The organism is Microbacterium sp. LWH13-1.2 (assembly GCF_038397735.1).
Taxonomy (GTDB): domain Bacteria; phylum Actinomycetota; class Actinomycetes; order Actinomycetales; family Microbacteriaceae; genus Microbacterium.
Genome location: NZ_CP151635.1, coordinates 1403725 through 1419335, shown reverse-complemented (window position 1 = coordinate 1419335; position 15611 = coordinate 1403725). Strand labels below are relative to the sequence as shown.

The following is a 15611-nucleotide window of genomic DNA, read 5'->3' as shown; positions in this document are numbered from 1 at the left end:
CTCACCCGGCCACGAGGTCCCGGATCGCGTCGACCGTGCGAGCGATGTCATCTCCGGTCGTCGCCCAGGACGACATCGAGCAGCGCAACGCCGCGCGACCTCGCCATTCGGCGCCGGTCAGCGCGGCGGTTCCCTCGAGGAGAACGGCCTCGCCGAGGGCGCGGGTCGCGTCGTCGTCATCGAGCCGGAACATGACCTGCGTGTAGCCGACCTCGTTGAGGATGCGGATGCCGTCGATCGTGGCGAGTCCCGCGGCCATCGCGACCGCGTTCTCATGCAGCCTGTCGATCAGGTGAGCGATGCCGACCTTCCCCAGACTGCGCATCGCCGCCCAGACGGGGACGCCGCGCGCGCGGCGCGAGAGCTCGGGGGTGACGTCCCAGGGATCCAGGCTCGTGTAGATCAGGTAGTCGCCGCCGGTGCGGAACGCGGCGATCGAGTCGGCGGGGTCCCGGACGATGGCCATCCCGCAGTCGTAGGGCACATTGAGGGTCTTGTGCGCGTCGGTGGCCCAGGAGTCGGCGTCGGACATGCCCGCTGTGAGGGGTCGGAGCGACTCGGATGCCCCGGCCCACAGGCCGAACGCCCCGTCGACATGCACCCAGGCGCCGTGCTCGTGGGCGATCGGCACGAGGGCAGTGAAGTCGTCGAACGCCCCGGTGTGCACTTCGCCGGCCTGAAGACAGACGATGGCCGGTCCTGAGCCGGCGTCGAGCACGCGGCTCAATGCGTCGGGGCGCATGCGTCCCTCGTCGTCGGATTCGACGACCGTGATCTCGGTGCGGCCGATCCCGAGAAAACGGGCCGCTCGGTCGATCGATCCGTGACGATCCGCGCCCACGACGAAGCGGATCGGCGGAGACTCCCGCAGCCCCTGTTCGCTGAGGTTCCATCCGATCCGGGCGAGCACGGCGTTGCGGGCCGTAGCGAGGCAGGTGAAGTTCGCCATCTGGCCTCCCGTGACGAACCCGACGCTCGCGGAATCGGGTAGACCGAGGATGTCGAGCATCCATCGCCCAGCAACTCGCTCCAACGCCACGGTCGTCGGCGTGAGCAGCGCCGACCCCGAATTCTGGTCCCAGGCAGAGACGAGCCAGTCGGCAGCGAGAGCGGCAGGATGCGTGCCACCGATCACGAATCCGAAGAAGCGTCCGCCGGGGATGGCGACGAGGCCGGGGTCTGCCCGAGACACGATCTGCTCGATGACGTCCTCGGCATCCAGTCCCTCGGCCGGCAGCGGTCCACCGAACGCGTCGAGCATCTCGGCGAGAGTCGCACGCGGCCATACAGGTCTGTCGTCGAGCGATCTGAGGAACTCGAGTGCCGCGCGGTGGGCGGCGTCCAACCCTCGGATCCTGTCGTCGTCGGCGCTGTGGTCCATGAGTCAGGACTACACCCGTGACCCGCGTCACACCAGGGGGATGCTGTCCGTCAGCCTTCGGTCACGCTCGCCAACCACCGGAGAGCGGGTACGGCCTGCTGTCGCTGGAACGCGCGCAGCCCCGGCAACTGGGGGATCTCGGGTTGGGCCTGGTTGAACCAGAGGAATGACGCGAACCCCGAGATGACGGGGAGCAGCGCGTGCTGCGTCGGTGCGCCGTGGGCCTCGAAGATCCGCCAGGCATCCTCACATCGGGGGCCGCCCGATGCTTCGACGCTGGGGAGGAAGCAGGGAAGATCGACCCACGCCGCGCCGCGGCGCGCGTGCGGCCAGTCGAGAAGACGCGCCTCGCCGTCGCTGATCAGGATGTTGTCGGCTCGCAGATCGTCGTGGACGATGGCATCGCCGTGCAGAGCGTCGCGGAACTCCTTCTCGACCTCCTTCAACTCCGGCATCCGTGCGCGCAGGGACATCGGCAGGCCGGCGAGCAGGAGCGGATCCTCTGCGATCTGCGCCCATCGTGTGAAGCCCGGGATCATCCTGTCTTCCGCCCTCTCCATCCCCTCAGGCGCAGACGTGGCCGACAGTCGAGCCATGCTCGCAGCGATGATGACGAGATCGTCCGTGCTCCAGGGCGCACCAGGATGCCTGCCGTCGATCGCTTCCAGCACGAGCGCGACACCGTCATCCGTATCGATCGTCGCCCGCACCGACGGACCGAGATGCGGTGGGAGCATCGAGACGGCGCGGATCTCCTCACGGAGGAAACGCAGGGAGTCCGCGTGCCAGGCGGCACCGCATGCCTTGACGAAGGCGCGCCCGACCGTCGTCACCACGACGCCGGCGTACGAGGCGCTGAAACCGCCGTGTGCGGGGGAGTCGGAGACGAACCGGCCGCCGATCGCTCCCATGACCCCCGATCGGATACCAGGGGGAAGGGACGTCCACTCCGGGCGGAGGCGGTCGGCGCCTGAGATCATGATCGGGTGCGTCCTCTGCGGTCGGTTGATCCGATCGACGCTATCAGCGGTCGACAGCAGTACCTCTACACGTGTGCAGCCGCATGGCGCGGGCATGGTTCGATAGAATGGACGATGCCCTGGGCCGAGCCCACGGGCGGATACGACGAGCGGAGACTTATGTCCGGGCATTCCAAGTGGGCCACCACGAAGCACAAGAAGGCCATCATCGACTCCAGGCGCGCCAAGTCCTGGGCCAAGCTCATCAAAAACATCGAGGTCGCCGCCAAGCTCGGCGGAGCCGACCTGCAGGGAAACCCGACGCTGTTCGACGCCGTGCAGAAGGCGAAGAAGACGTCTGTCCCGAAGGACAACATCGACCGCGCGGTGAAGCGCGGAGCAGGCATCGGCGGCGAAGCGGTCGAGTACACCTCGATCATGTACGAAGGCTACGGACCCAACGGCGTCGCGATGATGATCGAGTGTCTGACCGACAACAAGAACCGAGCAGCCGCGGAGGTGCGCACTGCGCTCAGCCGCAACGGCGGCACTCTCGCCGATCCCGGCAGCGTGGCGTACAACTTCAGCCGCAAGGGTGTCATCGTCGTCGGCTCCGAGGGGACGACCGAGGACGACGTCATGATGGCAGCCCTCGAAGCGGGCGCCGAAGAGATCGAGCCCCACGCCGAGGGCTTCGAGATCATCACCGAGGCGACCGATCTCGTGACCGTCCGCAGCGCTCTGCAGGAGGCCGGCATCGACTACGAGTCGGCCGATGTGGAGTTCGTGCCGAACCTCAAGGTCGAGATCGACGCCGACACGGCGCGCAAGATCTTCCGCCTCATCGACGCGCTCGAAGACAGCGAGGACGTGCAGAACGTCTTCACCAACTTCGACCTCACCGCCGACGTGCAGGCAGAGCTCGAGAACGACGACGCGTAGGCGCGGCGAGCGTCGGGAGTCGATGACGACGAATAGCCTGGGGGAGTGACCTCCTCGCTTCGCGTGCTCGGCATCGACCCCGGCCTCACCCGCTGCGGCGTCGGCGTCGTCGACGTCGACGGGTCGCGCCGCGGCACACTCGTGCACGTCGGCGTCATCCGGTCGGCGCCCGACCTGCCGATCGGCGAGAGGCTCGCCCTCGTCGCCGCCGGCATCCGCGACGTCATCGCGGCGCACAACCCGGATGCCGTGGCCGTGGAACGCGTGTTCGCTCAGCAGAACACGCATACAGTGATGGGCACGGCTCAGGCGAGCGGTGTGGCGCTGCTGCTCGCGGCCGAGGCGGGTCTTCCTGCTGCCACGCACACTCCGAGCGAGGTGAAGGCCGCGGTCACCGGTTATGGCTCGGCGGACAAACGGCAGGTGCAGTCGATGATCGCGCGCATCCTGCGTCTGGATGCTCCTCCTCAGCCCGCCGACGCCGCGGATGCCCTCGCGATCGCGCTGTGCCATGCCTGGCGTCGAGGAGCCGCCGGTGCGCCGGGGCAGGGGGCTCTCACGCCCGCCCAGCGCGCCTGGGCCGATGCGGAGCGTGTCGCTCGAACATATATACGACCGGGTGCGTAGGCTGAGGGGATGATCTCCTCGCTGCACGGCGCCGTCCTCCACTCGACCGCCGATCAGGTCATCATCGACGTCGGAGGCGTCGGGTTCTCGGTCGCCGTCCCCGCAGACGTCGCTCACACGGCGACCGTCGGCGAGAAGCTGCTGCTGCACACGAGTCTGATCGTGCGAGAGGACTCGCTGTCGCTCTTCGGCTTCGCCGACCGCAGCGAACTCGAGATCTTCGGTCTGCTGATCAGCGTGACGGGGGTCGGGCCGAAGTCCGCGCTCGGTGTGCTGTCGCATCTCACCGTGGACCAGATCGCCGATGCCGTGACGGCCGAGGACGACGCACCGTTCCGACGCGTCTCCGGCATCGGACCGAAGACGGCCAAGCTCATCGTCCTGCAGCTCGCGGGCAAGGTGCACCCGGTGAGCTCGCCGACGAAGCAGACGACGAGCGGACCCGTCGACGTGGTGGACCAGGTGACCGCCGCTCTGGTCGGCCTCGGGTGGTCCGAGAAGGTCGCTGCAGAGGCCGCCGCGCAGACCGCTGCAGAGGCCACCGACGCCGAGCGCGCGACCGTCGCGCCGCTGCTCCGTCGGACCCTGGCGCTTCTGGGGCCTGCGCGTGTCTGACGCCCTCGACGCCACGGAGCCCTCCGACGACACGGAGCTTGCGATCGAAGGCGCACTGCGCCCGACGAGTCTCGGCGAGTTCGTCGGCCAGCAGAAGGTGCGCGGTCAGCTGCAGCTGCTGCTCGACGCAGCGCGCATCCAGAACCGGCCTCCCGACCACATCCTGCTCGCGGGTCCTCCCGGACTCGGCAAGACCACGCTCGCGATGATCGTCGCTCATGAGAGTGAGCGCCCTCTCCGGCTCTCGAGCGGTCCCGCGATCCAGCACGCCGGCGATCTCGCGGCGCTGCTGTCGAGCCTGGTGCCCGGCGAGGTGCTGTTCATCGACGAGATCCACCGCATGGCGCGCTCTGCGGAAGAGATGCTGTACCTCGCGATGGAGGACTTCCGCATCGACATAATGGTGGGCAAGGGGGCGGGGGCGACGAGCATCCCGCTGGAGCTCGCGCCGTTCACCCTGGTCGGAGCGACGACCCGCTCGGGCCTGCTGCCCAATCCGCTGCGCGACCGCTTCGGCTTCACGGGCCACCTCGAGTTCTACGACGAGTCCGATCTCGAGCGGGTCATCGATCGCTCGGCGCAGGTGCTCGGGGTAGACGTCCCCCGTGACTCGCTCTCCGAGATAGCCCGTCGGTCGCGAGGGACGCCCCGTATCGCGAACCGGCTGCTGCGGCGCGTGCGGGACTACGCCCTCGTGCACGGGGGAGGAGCGGCGACGCTCGAGGGCGTGCAGGCGGCCTTGGAACTCTACGACGTCGATCCCATCGGTCTCGATCGGCTCGACAGAGCCGTTCTCGAGGCCCTCGTGCGACGATTCCGCGGAGGCCCCGTGGGCCTGAGCACGCTCGCGGTCGCGGTCGGCGAGGAGGCCGAGACTGTCGAGAGCGTCGTCGAGCCGTACCTCGTGCGGATCGGTTTCCTCGGGCGTACGCCCCGAGGGCGCGTCGCGATGCCGGAGGCCTACGCACACCTCGGCGTGGCGCACCCGGACGGGGCCCTTCGCCTCGATGACCTATAATCACTGAAGACTTCCCCCGATAGAACTGCGCGCCCTCTTCCGGTGTGCGCACCTGAGAAAGGCCCCCTGCCACCATGCCCATGGAAATCCTCCTCTTCGGCCTTCTCGCCGTGCTCGTCGTCTTCATGTTCGTCAACGGACGCAAGCGCCAGAAGCAGATGAAGGCGGAGCAGGAAGAGAAGGCGACCAAGACGGTCCCCGGTGTGAAGGTGCTGCTCCAGGGCGGCATCTACGGCACGATCGTGGCCTACGACCACGATGACCTCGACTCGCCCGCGCTCGTCGAGATCGCTCCCGGCACGGTCATCGAGGTGCACAGCCAGGCCATCCTCCGCATCGTGGAGCCCAAGGACGCCGTCATCGACGAGGTCGACGACTCGGTCGTCGTGGTCGACGACGCACCTCTCGACGACGCTCCGGCGATCGAGACCACCGAGGAGACCCGTCGTCGTCTCGAGCGCGACGCCGACGACAAGTAGTCTTCACCGCTGCACCACCTCGGCACTCCGGCATCTAAGAAAGCTGATCACACGTGGCCACTTCTTCCCCGGTCCGTCACGCCTGGCGAGTCCTTCTCGGTCTCGTCCTGGTGACGGGCCTCCTCTTCGGCATCAACGCACTGGGCGTCTACGTCTTCAAGCAGAGTTCCTGGGCGCCTGAGCTCGCGCTGGATCTCCAGGGCGGAACGCAGATCGTACTCAGCGCCGAGACCGAGGACGGAGCGGCGCCCTCGTCGGAGCAGCTCGACCAGGCGGCGGCGATCATCCGTCAGCGCGTCGACGCCTCTGGCGTGGCCGAGGCCGACATCACGACCGAGGGCGGGCGCAACATCGTCGTCCAGATCCCGGGCGTCGCCGACCAGCAGACCCGTGAGCGCATCCAGTCGAGCGCCCAGCTCGAGTTCCGCCCCGTGCTCGCCACGACCGCAGGGGCGAACACCTTCGTGGGCGAAGACGGCAACGAGACCGCGTTCCCGACGCCGGACGACTCGCTCAGCGATACTCCGACGGCCGAGCCGACAGACGCGAGCGACCTGTCCTGGGTCACTGACAAGCTCGCCGCCGAGTTCCAGGCCTACGACTGCACGAATCCCGAGAACGACCCTTCCCGTGCCCCGCAGGACAAGCCGCTGATCGCGTGCGATCCGACCGGACAGGCGAAGTACCTGCTCGGCCCGACGGAGCTCACCGGAACGGCGATCACGGACGCCACGGCGGGGCGCGACCCGAAGTCCGGTGCCTGGCTCGTGCAGCTCACCATGAACGGTGACGGCACCGAGGCATTCGGCAAGGTCAGCACGCGTCTCAACCAGAACCGTCTCGACGGCCTGTCGCCTCGCGACCAGTTCGCCTTCGTCCTCGACGGCTCCGTGATCAGCGCACCGCGGATGAACGGGCAGATCCTCGACGGTCGCCCCAGCATCTCGGGCGACTTCACGCAGGAGACGGCGACCACTCTCGCCGATCAGCTGAAGTTCGGTGCTCTGCCGTTGAGCTTCACGGTGCAGAGCTCGGACACGATCTCGGCGACCCTCGGCACCCAGCAGCTGCAGATCGGTCTCATCGCCGGTCTCATCGGTCTGGCGCTCGTCGCGATCTACTCGCTCATCGTCTATCGAGCGCTCGGTTCGGTGATCATCGCATCGATCGCGGTGATGGCCGTGCTCACGTACGTCATCATCTGCATCCTGGCGTGGCGACTCGGCTTCCGCCTCTCGCTCGCCGGTGTCGCGGGTCTGATCGTCTCGATCGGATTCACGGCCGACTCGTTCATCGTGTACTTCGAGCGAATCCGAGACGAGCTCCGTGACGGCAAATCGATCACCTCGGCGGTCGAAGACGGCTGGGGCAGAGCCAAGCGCACGATCTACATCTCGAAATCGATCAACATCCTTGCGGCCGTGGTGCTGTACATCCTCGCGGACGCCACAGTGAAGGGCTTCGCGTTCACGCTGGGTCTCACCACCCTCATCGACGTGTTCATCTTCGTGATCTTCACGCACCCCGTGATGCAGCTGCTCGCGAGGACGAAGTTCTTCGGCGGTGGCCACAAGCTCTCGGGCCTCGATCCTGAGTCGCTCGGGGCCGTATACCGCAGCCGCTCGCAGTTCCGCCAGGTCTCGACGGCCACGGCCGGTCGGGGAGCGAAGAACGCCCGTTCACGGGGCGAGGCAGATCGCCGCCAGACCATCGCAGAGCGCAAGCGCGCCGAAGCACTCGCCGGTGAGAGATCCACCAGCACCGGAAGTGAGGGGGACGCGTGATGGCTTCCATGAACGAATTCGGAAACAATCTCTACACGGGCAAGACGTCCTTCCCGTTCGTCGCGAAGCGCCGACTGTGGTTCATCATCGCGATCATCCTCGTCGTGGGCTCTGCTCTCGTGCCGCTGATCCGGCCGATCCAGTTCTCGATCGAATTCACCGGAGGATCGCAGTTCACGGTCCAGGCGCCGGACTCCACCGAGCAGCAGACCGCGACGGATGCCGTGCAGTCCGTCGTGCCGGGTGCTGCGACCAAGGTGGTCGTCATCAGCGGCAGCGACATCCGCGTGCAGACCGACCAGATGAGCGCGGAGGAGACCCAGCAGGTCTCCGAAGCGCTGGCGGAGGCCTATGGCGTCGAGCCCGAGAGCGTCACATCGTCGTTCATCGGCCCGGCCTGGGGGGAGAACGTCACGAAGCAGTCGTTGTGGGGGCTCGCGATCTTCCTCGCTTTGACATTCCTGATTCTCGCGATCTACTTCCGCACCTGGAAGATGTCGGCTGCCGCGATCATCGGCCTGCTCGACGTGCTCGTGATCACGGTGGGCGTGTACGCGCTGGCCGGCTTCGAGATCTCGCCCGCCGCCGTCATCGGCTTCCTGACGATCCTCGCGTACTCGCTGTACGACACCACCGTCGTGTTCGACAAGATCCGCGAGAACACCACGGAAGACGGCGAGAATTCCTCTCGGACCTTCGGCGAATCGGTCAACCTGGCGGTCAACCAGACACTCGTGCGATCGATCAACACCTCGGTGGTGGCCGCGCTGCCGGTGGGCGCTGTGCTCTTCATCGGAGCCTTCTGGCTCGGTGCCGAGTCGCTGACCGACATCTCGCTGTCGATCTTCGTCGGCATCCTGGTGGCCACGTACTCGACCCTCTTCGTCGCCGCCCCGCTCTACTCGCTCTTCCGCGAGAACGAGCCGCAGATCAAGGCCCGTGACGAGAAGGTGCGCGAGTCCCGCGAGAAGGCAACTGCAGAGGCCTGATCGTTCCCGTTCTACGGGGCCGCACCCCGCAGAGCACGCGTAAGCTGTTGTGATTCGGAGGTGAGCGGATGGCGGAACCGCAGACGGCGTCGCAGGGATCCAGCCTGAGACGACTGGTTCCCCGCATCTTCTCCCGCGCGCCCAGGGTCAACGACCTCGACAACCTGATCCGCACCGTGCGTGCGAACCATCCACGGGGTGATCTCGCGGTCATCGAGCGTGCCTACACCGTGGCGAAGGACAAGCACACGGGTCAGCAGCGCCAGAGCGGTGAGCCGTACATCACGCACCCGCTCGCCGTCGCCCAGATCCTCGCAGAGATGGGCCTCGGTCCTCGAGCCATCGCGGCGGCACTCCTGCACGACACCGTGGAGGACACCGGCTACGCGCTCACCGACCTCACCGCCGAGTTCGGCGACGAGGTCGCCATGCTCGTCGACGGCGTGACCAAGCTCGACAAGGTCAAGTACGGCGAGAGCGCGCAGGCCGAGACCGTTCGCAAGATGATCGTCGCGATGTCGAAGGACATCCGCGTGCTGCTCATCAAGCTCGCCGACCGGCTGCACAACGCGCGGACCTGGGGCTTCGTGCCGCCCGAGAAGGCGGCGAAGAAGGCCAAGGAGACGCTCGAGATCTACGCGCCGCTGGCCAATCGCCTCGGCATCCAGGCGATCAAGTCGGAGCTCGAAGATCTGTCCTTCGCCGTGCTGCATCCGAAGATCTACAACGAGATCCACAATCTGATCGCTCAGCGCACTCCGCAGCGCGAGAAGTACCTCGCTCAGGTCGTCGAGGAGATCGACGAGGACCTGAGGGATCTGCGCATCCGCGGCAAGGTCGTCGGGCGTCCGAAGCAGCTGTACTCCGTCTACCAGAAGATGGTGGTCCGCGGCCGCGAGTTCGACGACATCTACGACCTGATCGGCATCCGCGTGCTGGTCGCGTCCGTGCGCGACTGCTATGCCGTTCTCGGTGCTATCCACGCCCGCTGGACACCGCTCCCCGGTCGTTTCAAGGATTACATCGCGACCCCGAAGTTCAACCTCTACCAGTCCCTGCACACGACCGTGATCGGTCCGTCGGGGCGCACGGTCGAGATCCAGATCCGCACGCACGAGATGCACCAGCAGGCTGAGTACGGCGTCGCGGCCCACTGGATGTACAAAGAGCGCATGAACGGCGGCAAGGCCGAGGTTCGCGCGTCGGACAGCGACATGGCCTGGCTCGCGCACATCTCGGACTGGCAGGCCGAGACCGCCGATCCCGGTGAGTTCCTGGACTCCCTCCGCTTCGAGATCGGGGCGAAGGAGGTCTACGTCTTCACACCGAAGGGACGCGTGGTCGGGCTCCCCGCCGGCGCGACTCCCGTCGACTTCGCCTACGCCGTGCACACCGAGATCGGCCACCGCACGATGGGTTCCAAGGTCAATGGGCGCCTCGTGCCGCTGGAGTCCGAACTCAAGAGCGGTGATGTCGTCGAGGTATTCACCTCGAAGAACCCTGACGCCGGTCCGAGTCAGGACTGGCTCGGCTTCGTCAAGAGCACCCGCGCCAGGAACAAGATCCGCGGGTGGTTCACGAAGGAGCGCCGCGAAGAGGCGATCGAGCAGGGCAAGGAAGCGATCGCGCGCGCGATGCGCCGACAGAACATGCCCTTGCAACGTCTGATGAGCCAGGATTCGTTCGCCGAGGTCGCCCACCAGCTCCGCTATGAAGACGTCTCGGCGCTCTACGCGGCGGTCGGAGAAGGCCATGTCTCGACGCAGTCGGTGCTCGAGAAGGTCACTGCACTCGTCGCCGCGACAGACCCGGCCACCGGTCCGATCGATCTCCCGGGCAGCATGCCGTCGCGAGAGCCGCGTGCCGGTGACTCGGGCGTGCTGGTGCGAGGGGCTTCCGACATCCTCGTCAAGGTCGCCAAGTGCTGCACGCCCGTTCCCGGTGACGAGATCGTGGGGTTCGTGACGCGCGGAAGCGGCGTCTCGGTGCACCGCACGGACTGCCCGAACGTGAAGGCCCTCGCCGGCGAGGAAGATCGCTTCGTCGAGGTGTCCTGGGCGCCGACGACGAAGAGCGTCTTCCGCGTGCAGATCCAGGTCGAAGCGCTGGACAGGTCGGGCCTGCTCTCAGACGTCACCCGCGTGCTCAGCGAGCACCACGTCAACATCCTCTCGGCGACGGTCAGCACGACCGACGAGCGCCTCGCGATCAGCCGTTTCGTGTTCGAGATGGGTGACGCCGTGCACCTCGATCGGGTACTGAACGCCGTGCGACGCATCGACGCGGTCTACGACGTGTACCGCGTCACGTCGTCCTGACGAGCAGCCTCTCGAGCGCTCCGCGGCCGGCGCGCTTTCCCGGTACTCGCGACAGTGCGTCCAGATGTGCGATGGCTTCGGAGACCAGCTGCGGGTCGACGAGGGACAGCAGCACCATCCAACGTCGCAGTGACTCGTCGCGGTAGAGACCGAGTGCGAGGTCGGTCATCGTGCGAGCGGGCGTCATGACCGGCACTCCACCGATCCAGACGAGATCGGATGCGGGCAGCGCGGTGTCGTGCAGGGTGACACGCGCGGGAACGGCGGGGCGGATCCGCCTCTGCACCGCCCGTCTGACGTGGTGACGGGCCGGGGGAGCGTCACCGGCACCGTGGATCCACGCGGCCGTCGGTCCCGACGCCGCGGTGTCCGCCGGGATGAGAGTCGCGACCGCAGCTGCTCGCGCACTCGCACTCTCGACCAGATCGGCCGGGATGTACCCCTCACCGAGTTCGATGAGATGACCGTCGAGCCGTGCAGCGCTGAGTTCGGGGGCGGTCAGCCGGCCACCCGGCAGATACAGGAACGCGGGATGCATCCCGCCAGTCTGGCGCGTTGCATCCCGCGTTCCGGGTCGATCCGTGGATCTGTGGAGAGGGTCAGCCTCCGAGCGCGCTGAGCCAGGTGCGGCGTGCTTCGAGAGCATCCGCTGCGGTCTTGGCTGCCTTCTTGTCGCCCGACTTCTCTGCCGCGGCGAGCTCGGCCTCGAGCTTCTCGATGGCCTCGAGCAGCTGCGAGCTCATGTCGTTGGCGCGCGCCTTGGTCTCGGGGTTGTTCTTCTTCCAGTCGACCTCTTCGCGAGCCTTGAGCGCCTGTTCGATCGTGCGCAGGCGATCGTCGAGTGCACGCTCCTTCTCACGGGGGAAGATGCGGCCGAGTTCATCCCACTGGCGCTGGATACCCGTGAGCAGCGCGCGGGCGCGCTTGATGTTCGGCTCGTCGGCAACCGCTTTGGCCTCTTCGAGGAGTGCCTGGCGCGCCTCGATCTTCGGACCGGACTCGGCTTCCTCCGCGGCGGACTGCTCGGCGCGCGCCGCGTACAGCGCGTCACCGGCAGCCTTGAACCGTGCCCAGAGAGCGTCGTCCGCCTTGCGGCCAGCGCGGCCTGCGGCCTTCCACTCGTCGAGGAGATTCCGGTACGACGGGATGCCGTCGACGCCGCGCGGGGCGAGGGCCTCGGCTCGTTCGACCAGACGGGTCTTGGCGTCGCGGGCGATCTTGTGCGTGTCGTCCAGCTCGGAGTAGAAGGCACGGCGTGCCTTGTCGACGGTGCCGCGCGCGTCACGGAATCGCTTCCAGAGCTGCTGCGACACGCTCTTCGACAGGCGAGGACCGTTCTGCTGATGTGCCTGCCAGGCGTCGAAGAGCTCGCCGAGCTCGGCCGTGACCTGCTTCCACTGCACCTTCGACAGATCGCGCGCAGCGATCGCCTCGGCGCGCTCGACCAGTGCCGTGCGCTCGGCGACGGCCTGGTCGACGAGCTCCTTGGCCTGCTGGGCCTCCTGCGCGGTCGCCTCCGACAGCGACGCGGTCAGCGTGTTCAGCCGCTCGCGGAGTCCGGCGAGATCACCGACCGCTGCGGCGCCCGTCGCCTCGTCGAGCAGATGACCGGCCTGCTTCACTAGATCGGCTGCGGACGCGCCACCGGACTGATGGCGCTGCTCGAGGGCGTGGACCTTGAAAGCGATGTCGTCGTACTTGCGCACGAAGTAGGCGAGTGCCTCGTCGGGAGTGCCGTCGGGGTACTGCCCGACGACGCGCCAGTCTTCGCCCTCGCGGACCTCGACCGTGCCGTCTTCGGACACACGACCCCACTTGGCGGCGTCTGCGGCAGACGACGCGCTGACGGGCGCGGCGGTGGCAGCCGGAGCGGCAGCGGCGGGCTTGGGCAGCTTCCGCGGCAGCGGCGCGGCGGGTCGGGTGGGAACGGGGGGAGTCGGCTTCGACGGCTCTGTGGCAGACACGGTGATTCTCCTTGCGCGGTAGGGCCCGCGGGAGGCGGAAAGGACGAGCTTCAGCCTAGTACGCCAGGGGGCATCCGATGTGGTGGCCGCTTCTCGCAATGATCGTTACCGATCTGTGAGCAGAACGTTCGACGCAGGAGACATTGCACGTCACATGGGGGAAACACCGTGCTCCTATCGTCGCCTTCACGACGTCCCCCGGCGAATGGAGCAGCATGTACGAGGCCATCCTCACCACCGAGGAGATCGTGGTCGTCGGAGCGGGCATGGTGGCGCACCGATTCGTCGAGAGCCTCATCGGCAGGGCTGAGAAGCCGATGCACGTCACGGTGATCGGCGATGAGGGAACCCTCCCGTACGACCGCACGGAGCTGACCGGCTTCGTCCGCGGTGGGACGTCGAAGGGGCTGGAGCTCGACCGTTCGGTCTTCGACGACTTCCGGGTGCGGTTTCTCGCCGACGACCGCGTCCTCCGCATCGACACCGCGGGACGCACGGTGACGACGCGATCCCGTCGGGTGATCCGCTACGACACCCTGGTGCTCGCGACGGGTTCATACGCGGTCACCCCCGAGGAGATCGACGGCACGGATCTCGTCGGGTGCTTCGCGTATCGCACACTCGACGACCTGGAGCGACTCGGTCGCTATGCCGCCGCGCGTGGGCGCGTGGCCGGCCGGCCTCTTCGCGGCGCGATCATCGGAGGCGGTCTGCTCGGGCTCGACGCCGCTGATGCGCTGGTCGCGATGGGCATCGAGCCGAGCGTCTTCCCGCACGCCGAACACCACACCTCCCCGCAGCTGGGTCCGTCCGACGAGAGCGAGATCACCGCGTTGATGGAGGCGAGGGGCATCGAGGTGCGTTCGGGCGTGCGCCCCACCCGCATCACCGCGGAGCCGTCCGTCGGCGTGAGTGCGCTGGAACTCGATGACGGGTCGATCGAACCGGTCGACGTCGTCCTGTTCGCCGTGGGAGTGCGGCCGCGCGACGAGCTCGCGCGCAACGCATCGATCGAGGTCGCGCCGGCAGGCGGCATCGTGATCGATGAGCGCTGCCGCACCTCCGAGCCGCACATCCTGGCGATCGGCGAGGTCGCGTGGTTCGAGGGGCGCTGCGTCGGTCGCCTTGCGCCGGGCCTCGCGATGGCCGAGGTGGCGACGACCAGGGTCCTCGGAGGAGACGCCATCCTCCGCAGCCAGGCGGACCCGTCGATGCTCGGTCTTCGCAGCGTTCGCATCGCGGACATCGGCGAGTCGGGGACGGCCGATCCCGAGGCACAGGAATGGAACATCTCGTCGTCCCGCGCCGGTGGCAGCGGCATCACCGCAGGTCGGACGCCGCGAGTGCGCGCGCTCCAGGCGATCTGATGTGGACGGCCTTCGTGCGCGCCGAGCGCGGGCCGCTTCGGTGACATCGCCGGACTCGCCCCTGATCGGCTGCACTGTCATCTTGGTGGGCGACGAGCATAGCGCAGACATCGCTGCGATGCTCACGGGCGGGGGCGCCGTCGTCCGCGGTGTCCGGGTCTCAGAAGGAGCCGCACGAACGGGCGAGAAGGAGCGGCTCATCGGCACGGTCTCAGGCGCCGAACGCGGCGAAGCCGATGCCGTGCTGTTCTTGTCGCCCGCGGCAGCGACGTCGTGGGCAGCGGTCGCCGAGCAGACAGGCTCACTCGGCCGTATCCGGCGCCGCATCGACTCGGGCCGACTGCTCGTGGTGGTCGGCGGGGCGAGCGGCGCGGCGGCGATGAACCGGATGCAGGTCCGCACCGCGATCGCGAACGCCGATCAGGCCGGAACGTTCGCACGCCACGTCGTCGAGCATTTCGAGGGCGGTGGCGCTCCGTCGCTGCCGACCGACTCGGGGCGGATGCAGGTCAGAAGCAGGGGAGTCGTGGTCGACGACGGATTCATCCCGCTCTCACGATCCGCCACCGCGCTGATGGACGCACTGGCAGCGGCAGGCGGGAGCGTTCTCTCGCGCTCGGAACTCGGCGACGTCCTCCCCGGGGCGGAGCGCACCGCTCACGCGGTGGAGGTCGCGGTCGCACGCCTGCGCGAGGCTCTGGGAGACAAGGCTCTCGTGCACACGGTCGTGAAGCGCGGGTATCGGCTCGCCGTCATCGACGTCTGATCGGTCGGAGAGCGGCAGGCATCGAGAGCGGGCAGCCGCACGGATGCGGGATCGACCCGACTCTGCTACTCGACGGGCGCGTCGGTGGGGACGGGTGCGTCGGTGGGAACGGGCTCGGGGACGGTCGTGTCCGTCGGGAGCGGAGCCTCGGTCGGCTCGACGCTGGGAGTGGGTTCGGGTGCCGGCGGATTCGCCTGCGCGTAGGCGACCTGGCTGCCGATGGCGGCCACGACGATCAGGGACCCGACGATGCTCGCGATCGTGTTGTCTCGGACACGGCGGCGGATCTGCCCGTCGTGCCAAGCCCTGCGGGCGTTGTGGAGACGCGCGCGCTCCGCTTCCATGCGCGACTGCGCGCTCTTGGACCCGCGTCCGGCCATTGCGTGCTCCCTTACTGGACGT

At 67.7% G+C, this 15611-nt stretch carries 15 protein-coding genes; 10 read left to right on the top strand and 5 right to left on the bottom strand.

The window, feature by feature from the left end:
* Position 1: 1 nt before the first annotated feature.
* Together MRBLWH13_RS06615 and MRBLWH13_RS06610 are read right to left on the bottom strand one after the other, a co-directional pair.
* On the bottom strand, positions 2-1381 hold the full coding sequence (locus tag MRBLWH13_RS06615; protein WP_341957464.1) for an aminotransferase class V-fold PLP-dependent enzyme: 1380 nt from the start codon (positions 1379-1381) through the stop codon (positions 2-4).
* A 50-nt stretch (positions 1382-1431) separates the two neighbouring features.
* Positions 1432-2361, bottom strand: a complete 930-nt coding sequence (locus MRBLWH13_RS06610; RefSeq protein ID WP_341957463.1) for an aminoglycoside phosphotransferase family protein — start codon at positions 2359-2361, stop codon at positions 1432-1434.
* Between the two features lie 159 nt (positions 2362-2520).
* On the opposite strand from MRBLWH13_RS06610, the gene MRBLWH13_RS06605 reads away from it, so the two are divergent.
* From MRBLWH13_RS06605 to MRBLWH13_RS06570, 8 genes are all read left to right on the top strand, one after another.
* Positions 2521-3282: a YebC/PmpR family DNA-binding transcriptional regulator gene (locus MRBLWH13_RS06605; protein ID WP_056510015.1), complete on the top strand. Its 762-nt coding sequence runs from the start codon at positions 2521-2523 to the stop codon at positions 3280-3282.
* Positions 3283-3327: 45 nt separating this feature from the next.
* Positions 3328-3909 carry a crossover junction endodeoxyribonuclease RuvC gene (ruvC, locus tag MRBLWH13_RS06600; RefSeq protein WP_341957462.1) on the top strand — a complete coding sequence of 194 codons (582 nt, stop codon included), beginning with the start codon at positions 3328-3330 and terminating at the stop codon, positions 3907-3909.
* A 9-nt stretch (positions 3910-3918) separates the two neighbouring features.
* Positions 3919-4524 (top strand): Holliday junction branch migration protein RuvA, encoded by a 606-nt coding sequence (gene ruvA / locus MRBLWH13_RS06595; RefSeq protein WP_341957461.1) that lies wholly within the window; start codon positions 3919-3921, stop codon positions 4522-4524.
* Positions 4517-5542, top strand: a complete 1026-nt coding sequence (gene ruvB, locus MRBLWH13_RS06590) for a Holliday junction branch migration DNA helicase RuvB (RefSeq protein WP_341957460.1) — start codon at positions 4517-4519, stop codon at positions 5540-5542. The genes ruvA and ruvB overlap by 8 nt, the downstream gene beginning before the upstream one ends.
* A 74-nt stretch (positions 5543-5616) precedes the next feature.
* Entirely contained in the window at positions 5617-6021 is a 405-nt protein-coding gene (locus MRBLWH13_RS06585; RefSeq protein ID WP_341957459.1) for a preprotein translocase subunit YajC, read from the top strand.
* Between the two features lie 53 nt (positions 6022-6074).
* Positions 6075-7805 (top strand): protein translocase subunit SecD, encoded by a 1731-nt coding sequence (gene secD / locus MRBLWH13_RS06580; protein WP_341957458.1) that lies wholly within the window; start codon positions 6075-6077, stop codon positions 7803-7805.
* Positions 7805-8794 (top strand): protein translocase subunit SecF, encoded by a 990-nt coding sequence (secF, locus tag MRBLWH13_RS06575; RefSeq protein WP_341957457.1) that lies wholly within the window; start codon positions 7805-7807, stop codon positions 8792-8794. Before secD ends, secF begins: the two co-directional genes overlap by 1 nt.
* A 68-nt stretch (positions 8795-8862) precedes the next feature.
* Positions 8863-11112 carry a bifunctional (p)ppGpp synthetase/guanosine-3',5'-bis(diphosphate) 3'-pyrophosphohydrolase gene (locus tag MRBLWH13_RS06570; RefSeq protein WP_056509999.1) on the top strand — a complete coding sequence of 750 codons (2250 nt, stop codon included), beginning with the start codon at positions 8863-8865 and terminating at the stop codon, positions 11110-11112.
* Here the strand turns inward: MRBLWH13_RS06570 and MRBLWH13_RS06565 are convergent.
* Both MRBLWH13_RS06565 and MRBLWH13_RS06560 read right to left on the bottom strand, forming a co-directional pair.
* A complete protein-coding gene (locus tag MRBLWH13_RS06565) occupies positions 11099-11650 on the bottom strand; it encodes a type IV toxin-antitoxin system AbiEi family antitoxin (RefSeq protein WP_341957456.1) in 552 nt (183 codons plus the stop codon). The two genes, MRBLWH13_RS06570 and MRBLWH13_RS06565, sit on opposite strands and share 14 nt — an antisense overlap.
* Positions 11651-11711: 61 nt before the next feature.
* Entirely contained in the window at positions 11712-13076 is a 1365-nt protein-coding gene (locus tag MRBLWH13_RS06560) for a DUF349 domain-containing protein (RefSeq protein WP_341957455.1), read from the bottom strand.
* A 215-nt stretch (positions 13077-13291) separates the two neighbouring features.
* On the opposite strand from MRBLWH13_RS06560, the gene MRBLWH13_RS06555 reads away from it, so the two are divergent.
* Both MRBLWH13_RS06555 and MRBLWH13_RS06550 read left to right on the top strand, forming a co-directional pair.
* Positions 13292-14443, top strand: a complete 1152-nt coding sequence (locus tag MRBLWH13_RS06555; protein ID WP_341957454.1) for an FAD-dependent oxidoreductase — start codon at positions 13292-13294, stop codon at positions 14441-14443.
* A gap of 85 nt (positions 14444-14528) precedes the next feature.
* Positions 14529-15209 (top strand): winged helix-turn-helix domain-containing protein, encoded by a 681-nt coding sequence (locus MRBLWH13_RS06550; RefSeq protein ID WP_341957453.1) that lies wholly within the window; start codon positions 14529-14531, stop codon positions 15207-15209.
* Between the two features lie 65 nt (positions 15210-15274).
* Here the strand turns inward: MRBLWH13_RS06550 and MRBLWH13_RS06545 are convergent, their stop codons facing one another.
* The gene (locus MRBLWH13_RS06545) at positions 15275-15589 is read right to left on the bottom strand and encodes a hypothetical protein (protein WP_341957452.1); all 315 of its coding nucleotides are present in this window, start codon (positions 15587-15589) and stop codon (positions 15275-15277) included.
* Positions 15590-15611 lie beyond the last annotated feature (22 nt).